This is a genomic window from Spirosoma flavus (assembly GCF_054778555.1).
In genome coordinates this window covers 1,144,589-1,160,137 of record NZ_BAAGZL010000001.1, presented here as the reverse complement: position 1 = coordinate 1,160,137, position 15,549 = coordinate 1,144,589, and the positions used below count along the sequence as shown (strand labels likewise).

The 15,549-nt window shown below is 49.8% G+C and carries 11 protein-coding genes; 6 read left to right on the top strand and 5 right to left on the bottom strand.

Annotated elements, in window-relative coordinates:
* Positions 1–29: 29 nt before the first annotated feature.
* Positions 30–1,832, bottom strand: a complete 1,803-nt coding sequence (ggt, locus tag ACYVF1_RS04465; RefSeq protein ID WP_461076027.1) for a gamma-glutamyltransferase — start codon at positions 1,830–1,832, stop codon at positions 30–32.
* Positions 1,833–1,999: 167 nt separating this feature from the next.
* Here ggt and ACYVF1_RS04460 point away from each other — a divergent pair, with 167 nt between their 5' ends.
* From ACYVF1_RS04460 to vapB, 3 genes are all read left to right on the top strand, one after another.
* Positions 2,000–3,241: an ABC transporter permease gene (locus ACYVF1_RS04460; RefSeq protein ID WP_461077807.1), complete on the top strand. Its 1,242-nt coding sequence runs from the start codon at positions 2,000–2,002 to the stop codon at positions 3,239–3,241.
* A gap of 167 nt (positions 3,242–3,408) precedes the next feature.
* The gene (locus ACYVF1_RS04455; RefSeq protein WP_461076025.1) at positions 3,409–4,890 is read left to right on the top strand and encodes an APC family permease; all 1,482 of its coding nucleotides are present in this window, start codon (positions 3,409–3,411) and stop codon (positions 4,888–4,890) included.
* 450 nt (positions 4,891–5,340) lie between these two features.
* The gene (gene vapB / locus ACYVF1_RS04450; RefSeq protein WP_461076023.1) at positions 5,341–5,550 is read left to right on the top strand and encodes a type II toxin-antitoxin system VapB family antitoxin; all 210 of its coding nucleotides are present in this window, start codon (positions 5,341–5,343) and stop codon (positions 5,548–5,550) included.
* 36 nt (positions 5,551–5,586) lie between these two features.
* On the opposite strand, the gene ACYVF1_RS04445 is transcribed toward vapB, so the two are convergent.
* A complete protein-coding gene (locus ACYVF1_RS04445) occupies positions 5,587–6,681 on the bottom strand; it encodes an Ig-like domain-containing domain (RefSeq protein WP_461076021.1) in 1,095 nt (364 codons plus the stop codon).
* Positions 6,682–6,691: 10 nt separating this feature from the next.
* Entirely contained in the window at positions 6,692–7,804 is a 1,113-nt protein-coding gene (locus tag ACYVF1_RS04440) for a hypothetical protein (RefSeq protein WP_461076019.1), read from the bottom strand.
* 145 nt (positions 7,805–7,949) lie between these two features.
* On the opposite strand from ACYVF1_RS04440, the gene ACYVF1_RS04435 reads away from it, so the two are divergent.
* From ACYVF1_RS04435 to ACYVF1_RS04425, 3 genes are all read left to right on the top strand, one after another.
* Positions 7,950–10,913, top strand: coding sequence for an FAD-binding and (Fe-S)-binding domain-containing protein (locus tag ACYVF1_RS04435; protein WP_461076017.1), 2,964 nt, complete (start codon positions 7,950–7,952; stop codon positions 10,911–10,913).
* Between the two features lie 117 nt (positions 10,914–11,030).
* Positions 11,031–12,062 carry a hypothetical protein gene (locus ACYVF1_RS04430; protein WP_461076015.1) on the top strand — a complete coding sequence of 344 codons (1,032 nt, stop codon included), beginning with the start codon at positions 11,031–11,033 and terminating at the stop codon, positions 12,060–12,062.
* 111 nt (positions 12,063–12,173) lie between these two features.
* Positions 12,174–12,914, top strand: coding sequence for a 3-keto-disaccharide hydrolase (locus ACYVF1_RS04425; protein ID WP_461076013.1), 741 nt, complete (start codon positions 12,174–12,176; stop codon positions 12,912–12,914).
* A gap of 108 nt (positions 12,915–13,022) precedes the next feature.
* On the opposite strand, the gene ACYVF1_RS04420 is transcribed toward ACYVF1_RS04425, so the two are convergent.
* A complete protein-coding gene (locus ACYVF1_RS04420) occupies positions 13,023–13,817 on the bottom strand; it encodes a DUF3050 domain-containing protein (RefSeq protein ID WP_461076011.1) in 795 nt (264 codons plus the stop codon).
* A 234-nt stretch (positions 13,818–14,051) separates the two neighbouring features.
* Complete coding sequence (locus ACYVF1_RS04415) at positions 14,052–15,509, bottom strand: sulfatase family protein (RefSeq protein WP_461076009.1); 1,458 nt, start codon at positions 15,507–15,509, stop codon at positions 14,052–14,054.
* Positions 15,510–15,549 lie beyond the last annotated feature (40 nt).

The window sequence follows — 15,549 nt, the reverse complement described above, 5'->3', positions numbered from 1 at the left end:
CTGCGGGTTTCCACCCACGCTACTCATCATTAATACCCTCTTGCCGTATTGTCGGCGCGTGGGTCGGAAGCTCCTTCGTAGGAACCGTCGGGACGTATCAGAACGCAATCCATTCGCCCCAACGTATTGGTCAGTTTTTCCAGGATATAAGACCGGTTCTGTAACGCCTGAATTGTCGCTTCAGAAAAAGCGCCGTTCTCGAAAATGGTTTTATCAGGCAGCCACTGGTGGTGGAATTTAAGCGCGTTTACCGACTGCTGCATGGTCATGCCGTGCTCGATTACGTTCAGGATGGTCTGGTAAACCGACGTAATAATGGTGGAGCCACCCGGCGTACCGACCACCATAAACAGTTTCCCATTTTTCTCCAGAATCGTCGGTGTCATCGACGAGAGCATCCGTTTATTGGGTGCAATGGCATTGGCCTGATTCCCAATTAATCCGAACATATTTGGAACGCCCGGTTTCACGCTGAAATCGTCCATTTCATTGTTCATGAAAAAGCCCGCGCCCCCCACAACAACCCGGCTGCCGTAGCCGCCATTTAACGTAGTGGTGATGCTAACAGCGTTTCCATCTTTATCGACTACCGAAAAATGGGTCGTTTCCAGACTTTCGTAGCCGGGAATAGAACCGCCTTTTACGTTACGGCTGTCGGTAGCTTTTGCCCAGGAGAAATCCGTCCACCGGTTTTTCAGGTAATCAGGGCTGATGAGTTGACTGACAGGGACTTTAACAAAATCTGGATCACCCAGAAATTTGGCGCGGTCGGCGTAAACGCGTCGTTCGGCTTCAATCATCACCTGCACCGTACTGTCGCGGTTCCATCCCCAGCGACGTAGCGGATACGGTTCTGTAAAGCGCATCATTTGCAGCAGTGCTACGCCCCCGCTGGACGTCGGCGGCATCGTTATTACGTTGTATTCTTTGTACTTCGCCTGAATCGGTTCGCGCCAGACAGAGTGATAATTTTTCAAATCTTCTTCAGTAATCAGACCATTGCCACGTACCATTTCTTCGGCCAGCAGTCGTGCGGTTTCGCCTTCGTAAAAACCCGCCCGCCCCTGTGTCTGAATACGTTGCATCGTTTTCGCCAGATCAGCCTGAACAAATAAATCACCTTTGTGCCATGTAGTCGTGTCTGTCGGAACGGGGCTTTTCAGGAAATACGTTTTACCCGGATTAATCGTATTCAGATCTGTTTTGATACGATTCAGGCCCAGCGCATCTCGCTCGGTGAGCGCAAAACCTTTTGCGGCCAGATCGACGGCGGGTTGCACCACCTGTGCCCAGGTCAGTTTACCAAACTTCTTATGCGCTTCGGCCATCCCATCGACCGAACCCGGTACGCCACTGGCCAGATGCCCGCTGATACTCAATCCCGGTCGAACGTTCCCCGCCGAATCGAGGTACATATTCTGAGTGGCTCGGCCGGGTGCTTTTTCCCGATAATCGAGTGTGTAGGCTTTACCAGCATTATCGCGATAGACCATAAATCCGCCCCCGCCAATATTACCGGCACCCGGATACACCACCGCCAGCGCAAACTGCACCGCCACGGCGGCATCGACCGCATTTCCACCAGCCTGCAAAATCTTAAGACCTACCTGCGACGCTTCGGGGTGTGCCGACGCGACCATTCCGTTACGTCCGATAACGCCCACACGATCAGAGAAAAAGGGTTTAACGGTCGGATCTTCGTCGCGGTATTGATAGACGCCCTGACTCTGGTTTACTGTCGTCCCCGCCGTAGTAGGAGCCTTTGTTCTACAGGCGTTGAAACCCGCAGCCAGCAGCAGAACGGATAGATAAGGGATGAAGCGATGATTCATAGAAGTACGTTTCAGCTAGGTGGTTGTATTTCGTTACGTACAAAAATAGCGTTATCTCGCTCATCGCCAAACCAACCACTTATCCCGCCGAAACCGTCGCCCGTCCGAAAGGGTTTGGCAAAGAAAGACCTGTTTCGTACTTTCATTGGCTAGAATTGTCACGAGAGATGCCGTTTATTCGTCAAACATTCGAAAGTTTCCGATTTGCGTGGCAGGCGCTACGTTCCAATCTGCTACGTACTACGCTCTCGCTGCTGGGCGTAACGGTAGGCATTTTTGCGATCATCGCCGTGTTCACCCTGGTCGATTCGCTCGAACGTAACATCAAGGACAGCCTTTCGTTTATCGGCGACAAAGTAATATATGTGCAGAAATGGCCCTGGGTATTCAGCAATGATTTTCCCTGGTGGCGGTATTTCCAGCGGCCCGTACCCACGTACAACGAATACCGTTTTCTGAGTGAAAAACTTGAAAATGCGCAGGCCGTTGTTGCGATGGATTTTAAAGGGCGGGTTACGGTAAAATATGCGAATAACAGCATGGCCTGTCTGATTCAGGGTACTACGCTGGATTACAACAAAATCTCGGAAGTACCTATCGAACAGGGGCGCTACTTCACACAGCAGGAGGTCGACGTATCACGGAACGTAGCGATTATCGGTGCCGACGTAGCAGAGAACCTGTTTCCGGGTCAGAGTCCTGTTGGTGCTACGTTCAAAATCAACGGGCTGAATTTTGTGGTAATTGGCGTGCAGAAACGTAAAGGCGAAAGCATCCTCAACGTAGGTGGAAATCCCGACATCAAATGCCTGATTACGTACGGGGCTTTTGCCAAAATGTTTCACTCAGGCAAGCCCGATATTGACATCGCTATTAAAGGATTCGATACGGACGATGGGCTGGTTGAGCTGGAGAGCGAAATTCGTGGATTGCTACGTACCCGACGGGGATTACGTCCTCTGCAGGATGACAATTTCGCCATTAACCGTCCTGAAGCACTGGCCAAAGCCATTGGCGGCATTTTCGTGGTGCTGACCCTCGCCGGCTGGGTGATTGGCGGTTTTTCGATTCTGATCGGCGGATTTGGTATTGCTAACATCATGTTTGTCAGCGTGAAAGAACGTACCAACGTCATCGGCATCCAGAAATCATTGGGGGCGAAAAATTACTTTATTCTGTTTCAGTTTCTGTTCGAAGCTGTTCTGCTGAGTCTGGTCGGTGGGCTGGCGGGTATTTTTCTGGTTTACCTGCTGTCGTTCATGAATTTAGGCAGCCTCGATCTCCAACTTAGCGCTGGCAATATTGCACTTGGGCTGGGCGTATCGAGCGTTATTGGCATCCTTTCCGGTATAATTCCGGCATTCACAGCTTCCCGTCTCGACCCAGTTATTGCCATCCGGGCGAAGTGATTCAGAACCGGGATTTTAACAGGATTGAAAAGATTTACAGGATTTTGCTTACAACTCCAATCCTGTAAATCTTTTCAATCCTGTTAAAATCCCGGTTTTGATTTTCCGATGGGTTCATTTGCATTTTTGGCTATTTGAGCGCTTCTTGTACGAATAACCTATTCCTCATGGCAGAAAACCTTTCAAATTCAGTTTCATCGGCCGAAGCCACCGCCGAGCCGACCGAATTTAACCGCTCACTGGGTCTGCTCGACTCAACTCTCATCGTTTCCGGCTCCATGATTGGCTCCGGCGTTTTCATTGTCACTGCCGATATGGCACGGAACCTTGGCTCGTCGGGTTGGCTGTTGATGCTCTGGGTTTTAACGGGCGTACTGACCGTGGCGGCTGCGCTCAGTTACGGCGAACTGGCCGGAATGATGCCGAAAGCGGGTGGACAATACATTTACATTCAGCGGGCGTTTGGACCACTGACAGGTTTCGTCTACGGCTGGACCGTTTTCATGGTCATCCAGACCGGAACCATTGCGGCCGTAGCGGTGGCTTTCACGAAATACACCGCCGTTTTTATTCCAGCACTAGGTCCCGATAATGTATTGCTGGCGCTAGGGCCCGTCAAAATTACGCTGGGATCACTGTTTGCGATTTCGAGTCTGGTGTTGCTTACCTGGCTTAACAGCCGGGGTGTACAAAGCGGCAAATTCATCCAGAACGTATTTACATCAGCCAAACTCATTGCGCTACTAGGCCTGATTGCCATTGGTATCACCATTGGATTGAGTACAGGTTTGCTGTCGAACAACCTGACCAACGCCTGGGATGCCAGCACAACGTCGCCAACGGGCGAGGTACTTCCGTTGGCGGGTATGGCCCTGATTCTGGCGTTTGGTACGTCGATGATTGGCTCGCTATTCTCGGCCGATGCCTGGAACAACGTAACGTTCATTGCGGGCGAAATCAAAAATCCGCGACGTAACATTCCGCTCGCTCTTTTTTTTGGAACACTCATCGTCACCACCATTTATTTCCTGGCCAACGTATCATACCTGTCGCTGCTCCCACTGAAAGGCTTACCAACTGCCACCGATATTGTTGGGCGCGGTATTCAGTTTGCCGAAGCGGATCGGGTCGCCACGGCCGCCGTTGAAACCGTTTTCGGGAACGTAGCGGTGGCCATTATGGCTGTGTTGATTATGGTATCGACGTTCGGTTGCAACAACGGCCTGATTCTGGCCGGTGCCCGTCTGTACTACGCGATGGCTAAAGACGGTTTATTTCTAAAACAAGCCTCGCACCTGAACGAGAATGCCGTACCGGGCCGGGCTTTGTGGGTGCAATGCATTTGGGCCTCTATCCTCTGCCTATCAGGCAGATACGGTGATTTACTTGACTACTGTACATTTGCCTCGTTGCTGTTTTACATCGTTACCATCGCCGGTCTGTTCCGTCTCCGACGTACCGAACCCAACACCGAGCGGCCTTATCGCGCTTTTGGATATCCGCTTGTTCCCGCCCTGTACATCATCGCCGGACTAACCATCTGCGCTATTCTACTGTATACCAAAACCTTCAACACGGGCATGGGCCTCCTGATCGCTGGCTTAGGTATTCCAATTTATTACTTCACTAAACGTAGTCAGGCTGCGTAATGATGACTTGTGGTGGTGTCGGGTTTGAGAAAACTGTGTCAGATGTTAGCATCTAACATCGCCTGAAGAGAATAATAAATAGAGAATGGTGTGGGGGAATCGAACCCCCATTTGCCCTACACACTAACCTTTTGCTATTTCCGAACACTTCTAACTGCTTATGTGACAATCCAAACCAGACCACCACGCTAGGGCCACCATCACTGTTAGTTTTGCTATTCCTGTTTTTGTTTCCATAACTATTTCAGTTTTATTAATTTCGACTATAGTACTGCAAGTCAAACTTGATATAACAGCAGGCAGGAAAGTAAACCCGAAAAACAGGCAAAAGGTCAATATCGTTGTGCGTCTCCTATGACACTTTAAGCCTTCAATTTAAAATCAAGTTATCTATATTGGGTTGGATTCCCAAGGTTTGTGTTTGTTATCATTCAAACTTTATTGGCTTCGATGACTTATCTTCAACTATATCAGAACTACCAGAAGTTACCGCCTGTTTATCAGGCAGAAGTAGCTAACTTCATAGAATTTCTGGTTTCTAATAAAGTGAACGATAAACCTGTCGAGCGAAATAAACCTGTTTTTGGTAGTGCGAAAGGTTTGTTCAAAATGAGTCCTGATTTCGATGTCCCACTCGATGACTTCGCTGACTATCAGTAACGAATTTACTAATACCCACCCGCACTCATTTCCTTCTCACCGAATCCGAAAAGCCCGTTCTTTAAACGGCAGGAACGTAGCATTTGCTTTACGTTGGGTGATGTCCCGATCAAAAGGGCGATTCAGGTTATTTCCAGCCAAATCCTCCAGCCGTGATTCGATACGTAGCGTGTAGTTGCCCGCCAACCAGGTTTTAGTGGGTGTAAATACAACTTTTTCTTCATCAAAACTCGTCCGCCACGTTCCATTCACCGACGTACCATCCTCGCGACGTATGTGGAATGTTTCCAGAAGCAGGCTATAATCAAGTGGCTCCGGGAACGTAATGGCTAAGGGTTGCCGACTTCCAGAAATAGGTTGACTCATCGACCATTGCATAGGGTCGGGCGATACACCATCTCGCGAAACTGTTACAAAAGTTTTACTCAGTGTCTTCCCCAACGTAGCCCCCTGCGTATCAGGCCAGTCTCCAGAAACCGCCAGTCGATACGTAGCGCCAGCCTGCAACGGTGCGCCCAATTGCTGATTTGGGCGAAGATCGCGTTTGATACGTCCCGGATCGAGCCAGAGCGTGAGCAGGGTACGGTCGGTGTTCCAAAGCTCGGGTTGGAGATCGAGAAAGACGTTTGGTAACGTATCAGTACCGTTTTTCAGCAACGTAACGTAGCGCAACGATTGACCTTCGCGCATGGGTCGGGAAAATTGCACATAAATCTTCAGCAGATTTTCCGGCAACGTATCAGCCGACGGATAAATGCCTTTTAGGAACGGGCGGTCATTATCGGCCAAGGCCGGAATTTCTACTTCACTGAGACGTTTGCTACGTATCCACAACTCATACTGCAAGCCCCGCGTAAAAGGTACCAATGGCTCAAACACAATCCCTTCGTCGCTACGTAGGAACTGCCCCGCAATAGCCGTTTCTACACCCTGTCGACGTATCGTTAAGAGTTTGGACAGCGAATCAGGAGCGATACCAACAGCGTAGCGTTCGGGAATGAACAGACCAATTGCCCGTTCGTCGCTCCAGCGGATGGCAAGATTGCCCTCATCGCCCGAACGACACGTAACAAGCAAACCAGCCGCAAAAAAAATCAGGCTATACAACGTGCATAGCCTGATACGTATCATGTTGATATTTTTAGAGATACCGTTCACTGGACGTCCACAAATCAAGGCTACCATTCGAACGACGTTGGAGCAACACCATCCGCGAGTCGTCCAGTTTGTCGAGCTGTATTACGTTCGTTACGGGCAATGATACGAAATCAACGCCAGCCGTCGCGAAACTTTCCGTCACCGGCGTGGTCAGCGCTCCCTGATAATCTTCCAGGCTTTTGTATTTCACCTTGAACACTGGCCGATTTGAGTTAGCCATCAGCAGGAACGATTCGTCACCTTTTTTCAGCATAACCATATCCAGTGGCGAGTTGCCGCTACCCATTTCGGCTACGGTACGTCCTTTCACATGTTTACCGGCTTTCAGCTCGTCCAGCGGGAACAGCACCAATGGCGTGCAGGTGTAGCTGGCCAACAAGTATTTTTTGCCTTTGATTTCCGTCGTGGTAAAAGTCCGGATTGGCGACATGGTTTCGTATTTGGCGTGGGCTGCGTGGTAAATTTCCAGCGACGCCTGATCCTGCGCGTTCGTGAACGGGAACGGAATGCTGCGGAACGTAGAACCAAATTCCTGATTCGACAGCCCCGTTACCATCACTTTTCCATCGGCAAAACCCATATCCGAAATCGAAGCTATACGTAGCGATTCGCCCCGACTTCCTTTTGCATCTTCGGCGGGGGCATTCGCTAACGTAACGGTCGAAAAAGGCACTTCTTTCAGCGAAACGGGTGTCAGTTTATCACCTTCTACTTTGAGTAAAACCGGCGTACCGTCGCTGCTCTGCACAGCGCAATACACGTTTTTCGACTTCGGATTGACTGCAATATCCTGAATCGTAATATTCTTTGCGCCGGTACCGAGCAGGGCCGCAATTTTCTCATCGATATTTTTGACTTCAACCGCATTGGCCTTTTCGACAGCATTGGCATCCTTTGTATCGACCGCGAACACTGCCGCGCTTTTGCCGTCGCCGATGAACAGGACGCCATCAGGGCCAAACGTCAGCGCATTAATCGATTTGATAGCGGGCGTACCGACCGTCATTCCATATTGATTGGCAACAGGCCGGGTTGTGTTAGCCAGCAGCGAAAGACCGGCAACGCCCAGCGCGAGCACGGCATACAGTTTTTTCATGGTATTGGAGGTTGGTTTGAAGAATACGTTGATAATCAGTCCGAATGTAGCGGTTTTCGCCAGGATGTCAAAATGCGGCTTATTGTAGATTTATAAGTCAGTTGGTCGCTTACCTTACCTGCCAGTTTCTTTGTAATTTTGAGTTATGTTTCTGATCAAGCAAACGCACCCCTTCGCCAACCTGCTTCCTTCGTTTGAAGGTGATTTATATTTCGACGAATCTCCTGAACACACCGCCCAGCGCGTTCTCTACGCAACCGACGCGTCAGTCTATCAGGAAATGCCGGTTGCGGTGGCGCTCCCGAAATCGGTCGCCGATATCAAACAACTGCTTCGCTTTGCGCAGCAGCACAAACTGGGTCTGATTCCCAGGGCGGCTGGTACGTCGCTGGCGGGCCAGGTAGTGGGTAGCGGTATTGTGGTCGATATTTCTAAATATTTCGGAAGTATTCTGGATATCAACTCCGAAGAACGTTGGGTACGTGTGCAACCGGGTGTCATCCGTGATGATCTGAACGCCTTTCTAAAACCGCACGGGCTACTTTTCGGACCCGAAACATCAACCGCCAGCCGTGCCATGATTGGCGGCATGATTGGTAACAACTCCTGCGGTCTTCACTCCATCGTCTGGGGCACCACGCGCGATCATCTGCTAGAAGTAAAAGCGGTCCTGAGCGACGGAGCCGAAGTAACATTTGGTCCCCTTACACAAGAACAATTCGACGCGAAATGCCGGGGCGAGAACGTAGTAAACCCCCTCGAACAAAAGCTCTACGTCCAATTCCGCGATTGGCTTTCTCAACCAACCATCCAAAACCACATCCGCGAAGGTTACCCCAAGCCAACCGTTACCCGACGTAACACGGGCTATGCGCTGGACGCGCTGGTGTCGTTTTTTGCGGACAAGCGGGAAGAGAATATGCCCTTCAACTTCGCCAACCTAGTTGCGGGGTCGGAAGGGACGCTGTGTTTTATTACGGAGGCTAAGTTGAATTTGCTGCCGCTACCGCCCAAGGAATCGGCGCTGGTTTGCGCGCATTTCACTACGTTACGTCAATCGTTGGAAGCTAATCTGGTAGCGCTGGAACATCAATGTTACGCGTCGGAGCTGGTCGATGATTATATTCTGGAACTGACCAAAACGAACATTGAGCAGGCCAAAAACCGAACGTTTGTTGAAGGCGATCCCAAAGCCATTCTGATGGTGGAATTTTTCGATGAAACCGTTGAAGGCGTTCGCCAGAAAGCGGAGCAGTTTGTCGATGCGTTACGTCAGAAAAACCTCGGCTACGCCTACCCCATTCTGTTCGATGAGGAAACCAAAAAACCCTGGGCGCTACGTAAAGCGGGTCTGAGTATCATGTACAATATTCCCGGCGACGAAAAACCAGCGAATGTGATTGAAGACACAGCCGTAGACGTTCACGACTTGCCCGATTATATTGATGAACTGGACCAGATGGCGTGGGAGCAACATGGCTTAAAACTCGAATATTCGGCCCACGCCGGAGCCGGTGAAATTCACGTATTACCGCTCATTAACCTCAAATCGTCGGAAGGGCGGACGAAGTTTCGGGCATTGCTAATGGACACGGCGCAATTGGTCAAAAAATACGGCGGCTCACTATCCGGTGAACATGGCGACGGACGGCTACGGGGTGAGTGCATCGCGTTTATGCTCGGGCCCGAAAATTACCAGTTGTGCAAGGAAGTCAAGGCGCTTTGGGACCCAAACAATACGTTCAATCCCGGCAAAGTGGTCGATACGCCACCGATGAACGAACATCTGCGTTCGGAAGCAGACGTAGTAATTCCACAACCCAAAACCATATTCGATTTTTCGAAAGACGGCGGTTTGCTCGAACTGGCAGAAAAATGCTCCGGCTCCGGCGATTGCCGAAAAACGGCCATTTCGGGCGGAACGATGTGCCCCAGCTACATGGCGACCCGTCGCGAACGCGATACAACGCGGGCGCGAGCCAATATACTACGTCATTTTTACAGCAATACGCAGCAGCCCACCAACCACGATTATGAAACGGTGAGCGAGGTTTTGGATTTGTGTCTGTCGTGCAAAGCCTGCAAAGCCGAATGTCCGTCAAGCGTGGACATGACGCGGATGAAATCCGAATTCATTCAGCAGAAATACAAGGAAAACGGCATTCCGCTACGTGCCCGGCTGGTCGGCAATTTCACCAAACTGATGTCACTGGCTAGTATTGCGCCCTGGGCTTACAACGCTATTTACGACAGTCCGGCGCTACGTCGATTAGCGAACCAATCCGTCGGTTTCCACCCCGAACGTAGCATGCCTGAGCTGGCTAGCACTACGTTACGGAAGTGGTTTACGAAAAGAAATCAGAAATCGACTGGTACCAACGCGTCATCAGTTCTGTTTTTCTGTGATGAGTTCACGAATTACAACGACGTAGAAGTGGGGCAAAAAGCCATTCAGTTAATGGAACGTTTGGGCTATTCCGTTACGATTCCGGAACACATAGAAAGTGGCCGAACGTACCTGTCGAAAGGATTAGTAGACGATGCCCGGCAGATTGCGATTCGGAACGTAACGCTGCTTAAAGATCGTGTTACTGAGCAAACTCCGCTTATCGGCCTGGAACCGTCGGCCATTCTGACCTTTCGCGACGAATACCCGGATCTGGTTCCGACGGAGCTGAAAGCCGACGCACTACGTATCGCCCAACATACATTTCTGTTCGAAGAGTGGTTTGCCCGTGAAGCTGATGCCGGACGTATCGACCAGAATCTATTCACTAAAGAAACCCGGCTGGTGAAAGTTCACGGTCACTGCCATCAAAAAGCATTATCGTCGATGGTTCCGGTGAAAAAGGCGCTGTCGTTGCCGAAGAATTATACGGTGCAATTGATTCCGTCGGGTTGCTGCGGTATGGCGGGTTCGTTTGGGTACGAAACCGAGCATTACGAGTTGTCGATGCAGATTGGCGAACTCGTGCTATTCCCCGCCGTTCGTCAGGCCGAAGAAGCGATTATTTCAGCCGCTGGTACGAGTTGCCGCCATCAGATCAAAGACGGTACCGGACGTAAGGCCCAGCACCCCGCCGAGATTCTGTACGATGCGCTGGCGTAACGCGGACATTTTGTCCGCCAGTTATATTAACACCGCGGACAAGATGTCCGCGTTACGCCAGCTAAACCTTTTCTGTTCTAGGTGGTTTTCCATAGACTTCAAACACGTACAACAGTCATGGAAAATTCAGATTTATCAGCCCTTAACGAATCGCGGCAGGCGGATATGGTTTCGAACGAAAACGCAGAAACCAAATACGGTGCCGATCAGGGCGAAACAAATATGGTTAAGCTCGTCGACGGAAAGCTAACGCCCATCGGCGATACAGAAGATGACGTAGCAGACGAGCAACTTCGCAATCGGTATAGCTCCGACGAGGAACGTACCGTACAGGGCGAACCTTCGCACGGAAAAACCTACGAAAACTCCGATGCTTCGCTACACGTTGGCACAGGAGTTGACGAAAATAACCTGCCAAACGACCCAATTGCCGTAGCCGACATTACTGGTAATCCGGACGCTGGTTCTACCGTCAACACGGGTCTGCCTTCGGAAGATGAGCCAGATCAGAACCAAACCAAGTCGACACCGACCAGTACGTTCGGCGGCTGGAACATCATCAGCAGTCCGTCCGGCGACATGATTCCGCCGACACCCGGAACGCCTGATCCGATGCAGCCCGTTCCTGGTATTCCAGAAACGCCACCGACGCCACCAGTCCCCGGCCCTGAAATCCCGGATTTACCCGGCACGCCCAAACCGGCTGTACCCGAAATTCAGGAGCCAAGCGAGCCCGATCGTTCGCATGAGGTTAATGGTCAGCTTAGTACGTTCACCATGTCAGGACCCGGCGTCATTCCGACAAATGGCCCGAAGCCTGATGGCTATGTTCCGAATACGAACTACGAAGGCTTGGAAGAAGGTTCTAAAGCGCAGCCCGGTTCAGAAGAAGGTATGGAAGAAGAACCCAATACGGGTGATTCGGCTCGTCCGTATGACGTAAACGCAAAAGATAAAGCGCAGAATCAGCCAGGTGAGCGGCCTGAAGAAGCGCAGGAAGCGCAGAAACTTCCCCGCGAAATGGCCGACGAAAGCAGTATGAAGGCGCAGGACATGATCTCTGGCCCTGACCGCTCCGACCAAAAGTCGACCGAAGGGTTGGACCGCAAATACAACGATCCCGAAGCAGCCCGCGAAATGGCTAGCTAAGGTAAAAGTAACGCGGACATGTTGTCCGCAGTCTTATAAATATTCTCGATAAGACTGCGGACAACATGTCCGCGTTACTTATTACCTTTACCCAAAACATTCTAAACTCTCATGAAACGATTTATTCAATTAGACGTACTAGGCCGTACACTGAAGCGATTATTTCAAATAGAAGTAGCGATATATTTTATAGGCTTTGCTGCTTCCGGCTTCGCATTTGTATCTCCCCCAGGATGGACCTCATTATTCGATGGCAAGACCATAAAAGGCTGGCACAGCTACCATAAAGATGGAGTTGTTGGCTGGTACGTTGAAGATGGTGCTCTGACGCCCGACGGCACCGGTGGCGATCTGGTGACGGATAAAGAATACGAAAACTTCGAACTGGAATTTGAATTCAAAATTCCGAAAGGCAGCAACAGCGGAGTCGTTTATAAAATCATCGACAACCCAGATATTAAATCAACGTATATGTCAGGGCCAGAATACCAGGTCATTGATGATAAGGGATATATGACCGCCGATGGCAAGCCGTATAACCTGAAAGACACTCAAATGACCGGCGCCGATTATGACATGATTGCGCCTTCAGATATGAGTGCAACAAAAGCTCCGGGCGAATGGAATAAAGGACGTATCATCGTCAACAAGAACCACGTCGAGCATTACCTGAACGGCAAAAAAGTAGTCGATTATGAGTACGGCTCTGACAACTGGAAAGCGCTGGTTGCCAAAAGCAAATTTGCGAACTGGCCTTACGCTACTCCACATGCCAAAGGTAAAATCGCCTTACAAAACCACAGCCCTAAAGAGCGCGTCTGGTATAAGAATATCCAGATTCGGGAACTATAAACTAGAAATTCTTTATCATCAAAAATCCCCTGAACGAACCATCATTCAGGGGATTTTTGTTTCTCTCAGATAGGGAAATCCTGTTTTTTAATAGCAAGGAAGCTTGATTTAACTTATAAGATTTTCGGCCTTTTCCGCCAAAAGTTCCTTGTAAACGCCATTCCATAGATCGATGCGTTTTTGCAGCGACGCTATTGTAGCCTGTTCTGCCTCTTCCCAATATTCGTCGTTGTCGCCACAAAGATTAGCGGTCATTTGTAAAGCCAGATGGCTGTGATGGTCACCGTCAACTTCAATGTGTCGCTCCAGATAATATTTGAAAATGCTGATGCTGTCCGGAAAATTCTTGTTGATGTCGCTGACGATTGAAAAAAACATGCCCGGAATCAAATCCTCTCGCCCAAACGTAAAAATGGCCGACTGCAAATAGTCTTTGTTACTCCGGATGGTATCAAACGTAAACTCAACAAACTCACGAGCGGCTTGCGGCACTTTAGCAATTTCAAAAGCCTGATTAAAATCGCCAGTACGCTGCAATACACCTAAAAACGTATCAATCGGATTTGTGTCGGCTCCACACTGTCTCATGGCGTCGAGATACAGCTCGAAATGGCTTTTGCGATTTCCATCCTGATCAACATCCGATTCTTCGCCAACTACGATTTCATTAATCAAATGGCGGGTGTCGGCCGAACCTTTCGGAAACCAAGGTATCGATGTGCAGGTCAGGTTGTTTTGCAGAGTTTTAAGCAGCGACATAAAATCCCAGACCGCAAAAATATGGTACTGCATAAACACCTTTAAATCGTCGACATCCTGGATGTGTGCGTATACCGAGTGGTTAATTATCTGCTGCCGAAGCGGTTCAATTGATTGTTTGATTTTTTCAATACGTTCGTTCATATCACTTTCCCAACAGCTATGGAGGTGATTGTCAGTAGCTGTTACGGTATTATACGAACTACAAAAGGCCTTGGATTGATCCGTTTTTCGGCAGAAAGCTAAAAACTGCTTCTAGTATTTAATATGAATGATGGATAACTGATAATGTGATTGAGTTATTTATAAAGTATTGCTGAGCCTGTTGAAGCCCTTAGCACCAGCAATACCTTATTCAATAGCTACGTTCTGGTAAAATCAGTTTGTAATACGTCCCGGCTCACGGACATTAGCTCCGGTGCGTTTCTGCAAATCGTCGCCCATGTCAACGCGGGCTTCTTCGGCTAGTTTTTCCAATTTCGCGACAATTTCTGGATGCTGTTCTTTCACATCGTAACGCTCGCCTGGGTCACGGCGCAGATCGTATAAACCTCCTGCGATATCCTTGGTTTCGGTGGTTTGTCCCGGTTTGCCGTTCTGACCGGGAAGAAATCCTTCGTAGGTACGTCCTGGGTGCGGGAATATCAGCTTCCAGTCACCTTCGCGAACCGCTTCCAGACTATTTTTGCGGTAATAATAGTAAAACCGATCACGGGGCGTCTGAGAATTATCCCCCTTCAATAAAGCAAGCCAGTCAACCCCGTCGATACGTTGTTTAGGCAGACGAGCTCCGCAGATTTTCGCTACGGTCGGCAAAATATCCATCGTTGTCAGGAGTTTATTGCTGACCCGGCCAGCCGGTACAACACCCGGCCAACGTACCAGACACGGCACCCGATGCCCGCCTTCGAACGATGTTCCTTTCCCTTCCCGAAAACCACCCGATGAACCGGCATGATCGCCATAATTCAACCAGGGACCATTGTCGCTGATGAAAATAACGAGCGTGTTTTTATCGATTCCCTGCTTCTTCAGTTCGCCAAGAATCTGGCCTACCGACCAATCCAGTTCTGTCATTACGTCGCCGAAAATACCCCGTGCGCTTTTGCCTTTGAACGTAGCAGAAGTCGCCAGCGGTACGTGTGGCAGCGGGTGCGGTACGTACAGGAAAAACGGTTTGCTCTTATGCCGCTGAATAAACGATAGCGCTTTTTGGGTAACGGTTTGGGTAATCTGGCCCGCATCGTTCAGGTCTTTAATTTCCTGTTTTGGCTCATTATTCTCAATCCAACGTAGTGGTGGGTAATGCGCCTGTGCCTGAGCGGGGTGTAAGGGCCACATATCGTGCGAGTAGGGCACGCCATAATATTCATCGAATCCCTGCTGAAGTGGCAAAAATTGCTTATTATCACCCAGGTGCCATTTGCCAAAAATACCGGTCGCGTAGCCTTTTTCTTTCAATAATTCAGCCAGCGTTTCTTCGTTTGGATTCAGTCCAACTGGCGAATTAGGGCCGAATGCCCCAGAAACACCCAGTCGATTGGGGTAACAGCCTGTCATCAGAGCCGCTCTTGAGGCACTGCATACGGCCTGAGCTGCCAGAAAATTGGAAAAGCGCGACCCTTCGGCGGCCATCCGATCCAGATTGGGCGTTGTGTAGTCAAGCGCGCCAGTTACAGTCAAATCGCCATATCCCATATCATCCATAAAAAACAGGACGACGTTGGGCGTGGTAGGAGCTGGTTTCTTTATCCAGGAGCTGGCGAGTAAACCCAGGCTAACCAACGTAGTAACCCCGATCAACAAGCGAAGTGAACGTTGAGAGAGACGTAGCATAGAGAGTGATTTTTATAAATTTTCAGGGAAACATGCTTTG

Coding starts and splice junctions, on each gene's coding strand:
- ggt (WP_461076027.1), bottom strand. CDS start 1,832: ATGAATCATCGCTTCATCCCTTATCTATCCGTTCTGCTGCTGGCTGCG.
- ACYVF1_RS04460 (WP_461077807.1), top strand. CDS start 2,000: ATGCCGTTTATTCGTCAAACATTCGAAAGTTTCCGATTTGCGTGGCAG.
- ACYVF1_RS04455 (WP_461076025.1), top strand. CDS start 3,409: ATGGCAGAAAACCTTTCAAATTCAGTTTCATCGGCCGAAGCCACCGCC.
- vapB (WP_461076023.1), top strand. CDS start 5,341: ATGACTTATCTTCAACTATATCAGAACTACCAGAAGTTACCGCCTGTT.
- ACYVF1_RS04445 (WP_461076021.1), bottom strand. CDS start 6,681: ATGATACGTATCAGGCTATGCACGTTGTATAGCCTGATTTTTTTTGCG.
- ACYVF1_RS04440 (WP_461076019.1), bottom strand. CDS start 7,804: ATGAAAAAACTGTATGCCGTGCTCGCGCTGGGCGTTGCCGGTCTTTCG.
- ACYVF1_RS04435 (WP_461076017.1), top strand. CDS start 7,950: ATGTTTCTGATCAAGCAAACGCACCCCTTCGCCAACCTGCTTCCTTCG.
- ACYVF1_RS04430 (WP_461076015.1), top strand. CDS start 11,031: ATGGAAAATTCAGATTTATCAGCCCTTAACGAATCGCGGCAGGCGGAT.
- ACYVF1_RS04425 (WP_461076013.1), top strand. CDS start 12,174: ATGAAACGATTTATTCAATTAGACGTACTAGGCCGTACACTGAAGCGA.
- ACYVF1_RS04420 (WP_461076011.1), bottom strand. CDS start 13,817: ATGAACGAACGTATTGAAAAAATCAAACAATCAATTGAACCGCTTCGG.
- ACYVF1_RS04415 (WP_461076009.1), bottom strand. CDS start 15,509: ATGCTACGTCTCTCTCAACGTTCACTTCGCTTGTTGATCGGGGTTACT.